The organism is Methanomassiliicoccales archaeon, from assembly GCA_026394395.1.
Lineage (GTDB): Archaea > Thermoplasmatota > Thermoplasmata > Methanomassiliicoccales > UBA472 > UBA472.
The window spans coordinates 1-11678 of record JAPKYK010000004.1 but is presented as its reverse complement, the minus strand read 5'-3'; the positions used below and the strand labels follow the sequence as shown (position 1 = coordinate 11678).

At 47.4% G+C, this 11678-nt stretch carries 8 protein-coding genes; 2 read left to right on the top strand and 6 right to left on the bottom strand.

All coding sequences use genetic code 11. The annotated features are described in order from the left end of the window. Nucleotides 1–678 precede the first annotated feature (678 nt). The 6 genes from NT131_05990 to NT131_05965 all read right to left on the bottom strand — a co-directional run bounded on the left by NT131_05990 (nt 679) and on the right by NT131_05965 (nt 4884). Nucleotides 679–1206, bottom strand: a complete 528-nt coding sequence (locus tag NT131_05990; protein ID MCX6651187.1) for a hypothetical protein — start codon at nt 1204–1206, stop codon at nt 679–681. A 52-nt stretch (nt 1207–1258) separates the two neighbouring features. Then, on the bottom strand, nt 1259–1951 hold the full coding sequence (locus NT131_05985) for a DUF5343 domain-containing protein (GenBank protein ID MCX6651186.1): 693 nt from the start codon (nt 1949–1951) through the stop codon (nt 1259–1261). A gap of 206 nt (nt 1952–2157) precedes the next feature. After that, on the bottom strand, nt 2158–2430 hold the full coding sequence (locus tag NT131_05980) for a hypothetical protein (GenBank protein MCX6651185.1): 273 nt from the start codon (nt 2428–2430) through the stop codon (nt 2158–2160). A gap of 562 nt (nt 2431–2992) precedes the next feature. Beyond that, entirely contained in the window at nt 2993–3421 is a 429-nt protein-coding gene (locus NT131_05975) for a hypothetical protein (protein MCX6651184.1), read from the bottom strand. A 9-nt stretch (nt 3422–3430) separates the two neighbouring features. Continuing rightward, nucleotides 3431–3985: a hypothetical protein gene (locus tag NT131_05970; protein MCX6651183.1), complete on the bottom strand. Its 555-nt coding sequence runs from the start codon at nt 3983–3985 to the stop codon at nt 3431–3433. Continuing rightward, nucleotides 3985–4884: a hypothetical protein gene (locus tag NT131_05965; protein MCX6651182.1), complete on the bottom strand. Its 900-nt coding sequence runs from the start codon at nt 4882–4884 to the stop codon at nt 3985–3987. The genes NT131_05970 and NT131_05965 overlap by 1 nt, the downstream gene beginning before the upstream one ends. Nucleotides 4885–5643: 759 nt before the next feature. On the opposite strand from NT131_05965, the gene NT131_05960 reads away from it, so the two are divergent. Beyond that, nucleotides 5644–5808 (top strand): hypothetical protein, encoded by a 165-nt coding sequence (locus NT131_05960; protein MCX6651181.1) that lies wholly within the window; start codon nt 5644–5646, stop codon nt 5806–5808. A gap of 1142 nt (nt 5809–6950) precedes the next feature. Beyond that, a partial coding sequence (locus NT131_05955) for a hypothetical protein (GenBank protein MCX6651180.1) occupies nt 6951–11678 on the top strand: 4728 nt, incomplete at its 3' end.

Sequence of the window (11678 nt, the reverse complement as noted above, 5' to 3'; positions counted from 1 at the left end):
TATAAATGGAAGAGAGTATCGAAGAACGGATTGACCTTCTGTGATGACCGTCAGAGCATCGGCCATCATTGCCCGCTATGTCAACATTTTCCCTTGGTATTCGAAGAAGCTAGTATGTGGGATTGATGAAGTAATTTTTTCCTCGATTTCATCCCTTTGCTGTTAATAAAATTTCAATGATTAATTATATAAAGGCCCTGTTGCAAAACTAGTTTGACCAGAACTTCTTCCTCGTGGCCAGTTGGATCGAGTTGAACAGTCAGAACTTGGCGCGGACCTCATTTCTTTGACCTACCTTTGTCCGGCATCTTAGCCGATAACCGAGCAAAATGTCGATCATGCTGAACATCGTTTCGGAGTGTGCACGCTTCGCCGTCAGCGCGGCGAAGCGCTTCGGCCAGTGAAGCGCATGTCAACGAAATTCATCATCGTCTCGTTGCAAAATTTGACACAAACGAAAGTTTCGGTGGGCAACGGGCTGAAGAAGCGGTTCTTTTCGAACTTCAACGAGGTAAACAAGGCCATTTTAGCCGAATATATCTCCGAAACGTAGCGGAAAACGCCCGATTTCGGGTGTTTTCGATGCGGTTCGGGACCTCATGGACCAACTGTCAAATCCTAAAACCAGTGAAATTTCGGATGATCAACTGTCAAGCTCAGGGTAATAAATAAATGCGGTCATCCTTCATTTGAAAGTACATCATATTTATTTTTTTTAGATAAGGTCTCAATTCGATTGAGCAACTCAGAAACATACCCCAAGGTTTCATTGAGATCAGGTTTGTAATCACAAGGATGTGCGCATTCATTTCTTTTGGAGAGCAATCCTTGCAAAGTCTTCTTTTCCTTTTTCGTTAATAATTTCATTTTAAATGCAATCTCTATCAATTCGAATTCAACTATGTTTTCAGCAATTTCCTCTATAGTTGAATACTTTTCTAAATCTTTTTTTACCTCCTTAATTTTTTTCAAATTATCTTGTGACATGAACTGTTCGAGATAGTCAATAAATCCTGCCCATGCCATAACATGTGCTGATTTATAAAGTCCAAATTCAATACATCTCAACGCCTCTAAAAAATTGTTATTTTGTCTAATTGATAAAGAGTTGATCCTCTTCCTAGTGGAATCTAAATTAATAATGCGGGATTTCGAGGTTTCAATACGTGAAAATTCTTTTTCAGACTCCTTTTTTAAATGCTCCATCTTGCGAATGTACTCTCGAACATCTCTAATGGAATCGGTGATAAAATCACCCTTAAGACATCAAGTGCTTCTTTAAGGCTGCGAAGAACTTGTCATAAACATCCTCGTCGGTCGTTTCAGGGACTGCAAGTTGAATGTTGACATTGAGGATGACTTGAGGTGAGCTTGGCACTTTTAATTCAACTAGTTTTTCAATAGGTTTAGCATCTTCTTTTACTATGAACTCAGAACTAGTCGCCTTTGAAGCTGATCTTCTTGGCGTTTGTTTTGCTTGAGGAGTTTTCTTCGCACCATTATCTGAAAAAATTAAACCAGCCATTTTTCCAAGGGCTTTAAATGTTTGAAGAGTTGTTGTAGCAGTTCTTTCAGCTACTCCCCCCATTGAACCATCTGAAGATTGACGATTCTTAAAGAAATTTATTAAATCATCATCCGACTGTTTATGAGCTTCAGGATAAGCCTCAAACAAATCCGAATAGGCTTCCTTTATTGCTTCCTCCATGACTGAGGCTCTTTTTGTTGCATCTCTAAAATTAACCCATCTTTCCGTAGGTATTCCGTCATCACCGATAAAACCTAACCCCTTTAAGACATTTAAGAGGGTTCTATCATTTGAAGTTGTTAATCCTATCAATGCCAACCATTTCGAATCCACTGGTGTCTTAGGAATTCCCATGGTAGCAATCTTATCGAATACAGTTGGTAACTTGCCCGTAACCGTTGTATAAAGCGATCCTGAAACCATTTTATTCCCCAAGAATAAAGATGTTCTCTCATTAATAAAACTAGTCCTTTTTTTATATAAGTAACGAATTTGAAATGAAATTGCTACATAAATAACAACAACCTCGGTCGGATTTGAACCGACGACCAGCCCTTCAGTTCATTTGTTCTTCAATAACATTTATTTGTCTGCTTAGGCGCGCTCCAGTATAAAATGCGGATCATACGCTATTTAAGCATCCTTAATGCAGCGACAATAAGAAAACCAGCAACAATGCATACGATAGGACTTAGGATCAGAGTCACCGCAAATAGGATCAAACCGAGAAGGCCACCGGCAATCGCATCCTCGAAATCCTCCCATAGCATATAAAGGGTCAAAATGATGATGCATAGCGTACCAACCGCCAGAGTAGCATATATGTCGTAGAACGCATCAACTATGATTGCTACGAACCCCGCCCCGATTAACGTCCAGCCCGCGTTCTCAACCGACCGCATCGATAATTAATAACGGTCTTGATATTAAAATACTGTCCGCTCGAGACCGATAGAGCGGGTCGATCATCTCTGTCTCGGCTATACTTTTACACGATCTATACGACCACGAAAACGGCAATATAAATTTTTATATTATCAGATATAAATATAGAACCGAGCGTGTCTCTAAGTCTTCTGTAAGTCGATGTAAAACACTCACTCATGACTGACAAATAGACTGTGAAAGATCGTTAGTCTTTTCAGTCTCGGGAGCATGGTTAATAGATACTGATCTAATCACGATGCCAGATTGTAACGATGACCGTCAACCACCGTTCGTCTTAATTCTCAGTGTTCTTACCGTCTTTATAGGATCTTACATTGAAAAGAGACGAGCAATGAGTTTAGAAGTACACCCCGCCCATGCCCGAGTTCATCACCGATGTCGGAATCGCCGATAAGATATCGTTCGGCAGGTGCAGGAGATAGACGGCGGTCGACGGTATGGTAACGTTGTTGCCGATGCGGGAAATAGTTTGCTCGATTCTGCATCTTGTGCAGAAGGTTGATGATATTTCGCTTATTAAATTGTTGATAAGTATTCCATAATCCAGCCAGCCAGTTGTTGTGCAAACACCAAACTTTTTTCTGGATCCTTAGAATCCCATGGACATTGACATCTTACAACATACCCACCAATATTATTAACGGTTTTTTCCGGCCAGGTATGATAATCGGCGTGTTTTCTCAATTCAAATAATTTTCTTAAATAACCCCCGATCACCGGGTCTCTTTTTTCTAATTTTTCAATGACTTTTATGTGAGATATTTCATCCTTAACATCCCAATATTTCGGAGAAAACAATTTTGCTCTAGCTTCTAAATGGCAACCGTAATAATACCGCCCAACGGCTGAACGATAAGCTGTTTCTCGAACATCGAAAATATTCGCATTTAAGTAAATGATTTCTCCCGCTTCGATATAGGTTTTATGATCGAACAAATAGGTCATCCGATTTCCTCAGTATGGTACTATTGAAATTGAAAAATTTGGAGAAAATTTCGCAAACTGCCGACCGTGATAACTGGATTTTCCAAGACTTTCAATAAACCTATTTTTAGAATCGTTAAATAATTTTAAAAAATCTCCCCAAAATAGTTTATGTTCATCTCCTTTAATTCCTGGAATTCTTAACTCGAAATTAATAATTTTTTTATCCAATTCTTCAACCGGATATATTTCTATCCAATAGTGAACACCACGTAATTTGTTATTTTTATCGATATCATCAATTAATTTCTTTGAAAAATTATTGATTAAATCATATAGAAGAATGTCTTCGAAACCTTTTCTATTTGCCAGTTGAATTTCATCTTTCTTATTGAAATATATTTTATTTGTGTTTTCGTCACTGCAATAATTTTGGAACAGACCGTCATTCTGAGTATACTCATTTAAACTCTCATTTAAATTATTTGAAGAATTTCCCTCATCGTGTTCGGAATCTGTTGATTCGTTTAGATCGTCGTCGTATTCATCATGATGATTGGCATTTGTAATGTATGAATTATTCATTACACACCCCCATGTGAATTTTCTTGCTTGATGCTCTTTTTCTTTTTATGAGTATCCAGACCAGCTTTTAATATCCTTGGTCTTCCTTGTTCTTGATATAAATATAGATCATAATATTTTATAAAACATTCCCTCCATTCTTTCATCAAAACATACGAATATTCATCAATTTTATTGTAGAAATCTGTCTCCTGTAATTCAAAAAGTGAGGTGTACTTTTGGATATATTTTTCAATCTCTATTTTAACATCATCTTTATCTACCGTATTATCTTGTTTTATTTTTGACCAGATAATATAATCACTCAACCAGCTAATCGTGTTTACAGCTGAACACATTGCTAATTGACGTGAGTTCGCACCATGCGATCGGATTATCCTGTTGATTTCATTAACAATACCCTTGAAAGGATCACCTCTTGGTTCTGACTCTAAGGAGTACCATTCTACAATTTTTTCGAAGCTCCATTTCACAGCATAATCTACAAATTCTGTTCTGGATTGATACGGTTTACCATCAATATATGATCGAGATAATCGCCAAAATTCGTTGAAAAATGTGGAATATTGATTCCATAATGCATTGGATGATATACGCTCGCTTTTTAAATCAGATTCTAATAATTTACGTATCTCATCGATAAATTTTGTGATGGAGTTTTTTTGAGGCAATAATAAACTCTCTGATTCTGGATTTTTACCAGCTTCCAATTCCATTGAAGCCAATCTAAGAACAAGACCAATCGTTACATATTCTTTATTCTCTCCAAACAGAGCCGCATCGGAAAGAATTCTGTTTGCTTGAATAGTGATTCGATAATAATTACCATCTTCAGCAAATTTCCTTGCACTGTTGATGTGGTCCAATATAACACCATTGATGATGTCATCATTTAACATAAGATGAATCCTCAATGTTTGTATGTATTCCCATTTGAAATAATTAATTGGAAAAGAATCAGTTTTAGAATAGAATAATAGTATCAAGTCGAAAGATTGGTTCCCTTCACATCCATTTATCAATCATAAAGAATCCTGCTTAATTGGCGCCATTCTTTTACAAGATCGGCTATCTCAATTATTTTATTACTTTTTACATTTATATTTATAATTAACATGATAATGACCTCTGGTAAATGACGAAAAAAAATGAGATAGTGACAGTAGATAATGTGGATTTCATTAAGGTCGAGATGGATAACGGAGGACAGGCTTTCTTTCGTAAAAGACGGATTGACAAATGGTGTAATTTCAATAACCCATACCTGATGTATCCACTAGTACCTGCATTTCCATCTAATTATTTTCTATGTTATTCACGCCAAATGTCTATATTAACTATTATTCTACTTTTAATGATAATATTCTCAATTACAGGTTTTGTCGCCTTATTAGGGTATTACGATCTTTGTGTATTGTTAATTGTTATAATGGCACCCTCTAGTCCCTTTTATATCATAAGTCGTGGCATCTCGGAAGAACGAGGGCTTTGTGTTACATGGAATCGGGTCGATCATAGGTGACAATCTCCCTCTGGATTCGATTGTGACCATCAACCATTTATTTTGATTGTCCTCATTTATTGTCTTCTCTTTTTGGTTCAATTGATTCAAACGTTCCTTGAATGACTTGCTAACATAGAAGTCCCTGAACCACCTAATGGCGCTGGCCGATGGGGTGCTGGAGCTCAGATTCGATCCGGACCTAAACCGCATGATGCGGGTCAGGCACATGCGCGGTATGTCCGTGTCCTGCCATTGGATTCCGTTCGAGATCAGTCCGCTCGAAGGGGACGCCCCAATCCACGTGCTTCAGTGGAAATGATCATTCCTCTGCTTCTTTCATCACGCCGTACAAGGCGCGGTTCAGCTCTTGCACCGCCTTTCTTGTGGCCTTAGAATGCACAATATTTAATTATAATATATGTTGATATTTATAAATAAAAAGAAATGGGTTTAAGTCAATTCCCCGCTGATTAATTTAAAATCAAACGTACTGGCTATCGCGTCAGGCAAATCCCGACGGATGCACATACTGATATATATTCCTTAAATAAAATAAGATGAAAAAGGTTTTATGAGCTGGCCTCGTATAGCGCCCGAGAATTGATTTCAAATTGTAATAATCTGGCTTAAGCGATGTGTGGTCCCGACCGGGCCCACATGCATCTTTATCCAGACAATTATTTTTTGAAATCAATTATGTGATATGCTTTAACAACTGGCTCTTGTACAACACTAATTGATTGATTTTCAATTTTCATTATCTGGTGCGATCGATGCGCGGTCTTGGTCAGGCCCACCTTCAACCCAATCGGATGGTTACGATTTATTGATCAACAACGGGATGTCATGAAGTAAAATGCTCCTAATTTTCCATTTTAAACCGCTTTCCGGCGACTCCAGCTAGATATGTGCTTACTCTCGCTGCGTCGTGGTCGGATTTTCGTGTTCCTTAGCTGCGTCGGCATTGCAGGGAAAAGGCGGGGAGCATGATCAAGGGCATCCTTATTCAGAGTTGAGTGGAAACGATGTAAGATTAATGTTATTTTCCTCCGTGATTATCCCCCATCGAACTCACCTCTTTTTTTATCCAGCTGATTGATTTTTAAAGTCAATTCAAGATTGATTTTACAATCCATATGTTCTTTTGTGATTCAAAACCTAGTATTGGATCGTAAATCGGTCTTCAACATGGTCCTGCTGTTCGGAAGCAGCATTAGGATTCAACGCAAAGAGGGGGTGTGCATCGGAATGGTCGCTAGCCAATTTTAACATTATATTCAAGAACATCATGTTCAACATTCACCAGCTGGCATTGACTGGGGTCTTCCGATATTACAATTTTGTCGCAAAGCCGATTTTTTCTAATAAGCAGCTCTAAGGAATAAATTTAAATATCCTTCAAAAAGGTAATTATTTCCGGGAAGTCGGGGGGAGGATTGGACGAATTCTTCAACGAAGAAATTGATCAGCGTAGCCTGCGTCTATCTCATGGTGATAGCCGCCTTCTATGTCATGACCGCGAACGCGAGCGCGGAGGATGCCACAGTTACGGAGAACGAGATCGACCCTACGATCTCGAACATCGAGCACGCCGACCGGCGCATCACGATATCGAACTCCAAAGCGTCGTCCCCGGTCGTCGCCGTCGGTCCCGACGGCGAGACGTACATGGCCTGGGTGGACGGCGCTCTCGGCTCGCAGAACGTCTGCTGGAAACGGTCCAACGATTCCCTGAGCACCTTCACATCCGACCGGACCGTCACCGCTGCCTTCTATTCCATCTCCAATCTCGCCATCGTCCTCAACAGCGCCTTCGGCGCGGCCATAGCTTTCGAGGGCAGAACCACCGCTGACGGCTCCCCATCGATCTACTTCCTTTACTCCGAAGATGGCGACGATTGGAGCGCCTCCTACGCCGTCTCCGTTGGCAGCACCCCCTCGCTGACGACCGACGGCGACGCCATTTTCATAGCGCTGAACATCGCCTCCGAGGGAACGGAGAGGTTCTCGATAGCGGCGCTAAGGCTTATCGACGGGACGGTCAACGCCACTCTGCTTGCCGCCCTACCCGTTTCCGCCGCGGACGGCGACATCGCTTACTTCGATGACATGCTGAACATCGCCTTGATCGAGAAAGGCTCCGAGGCCCTATATTTCATGCAGCTTACGGACAACGGCACGGTCGTGATCGAGCCGGCACTCGTGAGCGGGACCGATGGCGGAAGCTCCGTCGACCTGACCTCCGTGAACGGTAAGGAGCGCATACTGTTCATCGAGGATCACAGCATCAAGCTGGCGTGCTGCCTGGGGAACATGACGAACTGGATCTCCCATACCGTCCTGGAGCTTAACGGGACGGTAATGAGCGCCTCTCTCGCGTCCTCCGGCAGCTCGCTGCGCATCGCCTACGCCGTCGTCACGGAGGAACGCTCCAGCGTATATGTCGCCGAGTGCGATCTGCAGGGGAACGCCGGGATCGTGAAATGCATATCCACCTCCGGCCTCGACGCCCTCACTCCTGTTGTCTTCTTCACATCCCCAGGCTCCTTCTCCTGCGTCTACGCCGAGGAGCATTCCGACACCCAGGAGCTGTTCCTGCGCCAGGACATCGATTACGTCGTCCCGGACATCGCCCGGCTGCCCGGCTTCATATCTTCCATCGACCACTGGATGTTCAGGGACGGGAACGATTCCGAGTCGGAACTGAGGGGCCGCGTCAACATCATCCTGGCCCACCGCAAGAACAACAGCGAGGCCCTGGCCAAAGAGAACGCCACGGCGCTGGAGAACGATCTCGATTCCTACTTCGTCTCCGTACCGTACGCCAATCTTGACGAGGTCGAAGACGTCAAGAGCGTGATCGGGTCCAATCTGGCCTCGGTGGACGATCCATCCGGGTCTATCTCGCTCCTGTCAACAACGGACGATCCGGGTGGAGGTACTGTCGCTTATGAGGATGTCTTTGTCTTTGATCTCGAAGCGGTAACCAACACGACCGTGAACGCTGCATGGTATTACCAAGAAGGAGGTCTTGCACCTAACATAGTGATAGGGACCTCCGGTCATCTGATGTGGGGCACCTCCTCGTCGAACTTGACCAACATGGTGAACGGCACTGACATCGGCGGCAGGGAGAACCTTACTTTCGGTTCGGTATATTCGGCGAACATCACCGGACTTAGCTCCAGCACCACCTACTACGCTCAAGCCTATGTGGTCACGAACACGACCACCTATTCGTCCACAGTGAAATCGTTCAGTTCCTATCCAAGCACCTTGATCATACAGAACATGAGCGTCACCACCTCCGCCGGCTCCGCCACCATCACCTGGACCACGAATGGCAGGTCCGATTCCCGCGTGGACTACGGCACCACCACCTCGTACGGAGAATGCAGTTACTCCAGCACCCTGATCTGGACGCACTCCCGGACCATAAACGGCCTCGCTTCCAGCACCACCTACCATTACAAGGTCACCTCCGCCTACTCCGCCGCGGGCTTCTCCCTCAGCGCAACCTCCTCCGACCGGACGTTCATCTCCGCGCAGGTGACCCTGACCATCACCTCCGTCGCCGCCGTCCTGACCGACCTGAACGCCGTGCGCGTCACCTGGACGACGAACATTGAAGCCACCAGCATGGTGTACTTCGGGACGACGACCGCCTACGGCTCCACGGCCAGCGGCGCCAGCGGCACCTCGCACACCGTGGACATCAGCGGGCTGAACGAGGCCACGCTGTACCATTTCAAGGTCAGATCGGCATCCGTCGCCTACCCCGGCGTGGTGACCTACGGCTCTGACGGCACGTTCACCACCAAGAACGCCGGGGACGCCGACCTCGGCGTCGACGCCGGGGACTCCATCGGCTCCGCCTCCCTGCTCCCACCCGGCTCATACACCGGATATCTGGACAGTTCATTGGACCTGAACGATTATTACTCGCTCCCCATGCTCAGCGGTGAGACCATCAAGTTGTCCCTGGACGTCCCCTCCGCCTTCGACTATCATCTGTACCTCTACAATCCCTCCGGGACGCTCGTCGCCTCCTCGACCAACGGAGCCGGTGTCGATGAGAACCTGCAGTATGCCATCAACGCCAACGGAGCCTGGAAGGTGCGGGTGTTCCACCAGTCCGGCACCGGGCAGGGGTTGTACTCCCTCGACCTGCAAATATTGGGGGCCTATGAGCGCTTCTCCCTGGACGTCGGGGCGACCGGTGACAGCGACGTCCTGGCCCACACCCCCGGTCTGGCCATCATGGACGGCACCGGCTGGTACACCGCTTCCAGCGGCATGCGCGAGACGGAGGTCAACGGCAGCTTCCTGCTGAACGTGTACGACGGTACGTACCAGTCCTGCACCTACTACGAGGTGTCGATAACCTATACCTCCTCGGCGGACGTGGGCGTCTCGATCATGGTCGGGAACTCCTGGGCCACGGTGGCCACGCTCCCCGGGAAGACCACGGCCTGGACGCACAGCTTCGTCCTGAGGGGCGACATGCTTTCGGACTCCTCTGCCACGCTGTTCGCCTACAACGTCCGGCTGCGCTTCGACCATCAGGTGGTCGTCGACTCCATAGACGTCATACCGGTGGCCTACGCCTCCGATCTCTTCGGCAGCTCGCAGAACTACCCCGGGGTCATGCTGGAGAATTACTGGGTCGTCGGTGATGCCGTGGTCAACGGCTCTGCCTCGGCCACGCTGATCGTGACGCTGCCGCGCACCGACCAAACCTACCTACTGGAGTTCGTGAACCTGGACTCCTGCTCCGGCATCGGCGTGCAGCAGTACGTCGGATCCGCCTACAGCAGCATCGGCACCCTGGAGAGCTGGGGCACGTCCGCCGTAGTGCAGCTCAACCCCACGTACACCGACGTTCTATCGTCCACGCCCGGGACCAGCGTGCGCGTCAAGCTGACCTCTCCCCTGATCAACCTAACCCGCATCGTGCTGTGGACGTCCCGGACCTACACCGACGTGGGCGTTACCGGAGATATCACGGACTCATCGCACACCCCCGGCATCAGCCTGCTGGGCAACGGCGAGTGGAGCTCGATCACCACCGTCGACTCGCGCACGGTGCGGAGGACCGTGGCCGGGAGCAACGCCAACTTTTACCTGAACGGGGCGGAGAGCAGCGCGCAGTACCTGATTAGCATCACCTACAAGGCCACATCGGGCACGGCTACTATCAAGCAGTTCAGCGGCAGCGCCAGCACCATCATCCTTGGTTCGCTGACGGTCAACGGCCAATGGTGCACCTCCACCTTCGTGACCTCCGCCTCCGACAACTACGATTACGTCAGCGGAGGACAGGTGAACGTGCTCTTCGAGATAACCTCCGCTTCCTCGGTGACCGTCGATTCCATGACCGTCTACCAGGATCGCGACAGTGACACCATAAGCGACGCCGTCGAGTCCCTGAGGGTCACCATGTCGGCCATCGGTACGCACGTCTACGACCTCAATCCCTTCTCGGCGGACACGGACTCGGACGGCCTGAACGACAACGTGGAGGTCTCCACGTACGGCACGGACCCCTGCGACCCCGACACCGATGCGGACGGACTGCTGGACGGCTCCGAGAGATACTCGTACACCTGGTCGACGGACGACTCCTACCTCATACCGGACAACAACACCGTCCTCACCATCGACCTGTCCTTGCCAGCCATTCAAGGCGGAACGTCGTCCATATCGTCCCTGTGCCTGGTGCTGGGCATAATGCACGGCTCGCAGCACCAGCTGGAAATAAAGATCGCCAAGGGCACGGGAACGCAGAAGGTGATCAAGGCCGCCAACACCGGCAGCGGCGCGAACTACTTCGTCCTCAAGAATCTGTTCGCATCTCCCATCTCCTACAGCGCAAGCGACCTGACCTCCGCCAACGTTTGGCACATATACGTCAGGGACGTCACCGCTGGAACGCAGGGACGTGTCGAATATGCTCGGTTGCAGGTCAACGGCACGACCAACGCCTTGGTCGCCGATTCGGACAGCGATGGCATACTGGACGGGGAGGAGGTGGGGTTCGGTGTCGATGGCTGGTGCACCAACCCGCGCTCCGCGGACAGCGACAGCGATGGCGTCACGGACTGGAACGAGATACATGGCAACACTCTTTGCGGCACCTTAACCGACCCCACTCGCAATGACACCGATGACGACGGTTGCCCCGACAAC

What these genes read in the sequence shown, in the direction of transcription:
- NT131_05975 (MCX6651184.1), bottom strand. Translation starts at nt 3,421, where the DNA reads ATGACCTATTTGTTCGATCATAAAACCTATATCGAAGCGGGAGAAATC.
- NT131_05965 (MCX6651182.1), bottom strand. Translation starts at nt 4,884, where the DNA reads ATGTTAAATGATGACATCATCAATGGTGTTATATTGGACCACATCAAC.
- NT131_05985 (MCX6651186.1), bottom strand. Translation starts at nt 1,951, where the DNA reads ATGGTTTCAGGATCGCTTTATACAACGGTTACGGGCAAGTTACCAACT.
- NT131_05980 (MCX6651185.1), bottom strand. Translation starts at nt 2,430, where the DNA reads ATGCGGTCGGTTGAGAACGCGGGCTGGACGTTAATCGGGGCGGGGTTC.
- NT131_05960 (MCX6651181.1), top strand. Translation starts at nt 5,644, where the DNA reads ATGGCGCTGGCCGATGGGGTGCTGGAGCTCAGATTCGATCCGGACCTA.
- NT131_05970 (MCX6651183.1), bottom strand. Translation starts at nt 3,985, where the DNA reads ATGAATAATTCATACATTACAAATGCCAATCATCATGATGAATACGAC.
- NT131_05990 (MCX6651187.1), bottom strand. Translation starts at nt 1,206, where the DNA reads ATGGAGCATTTAAAAAAGGAGTCTGAAAAAGAATTTTCACGTATTGAA.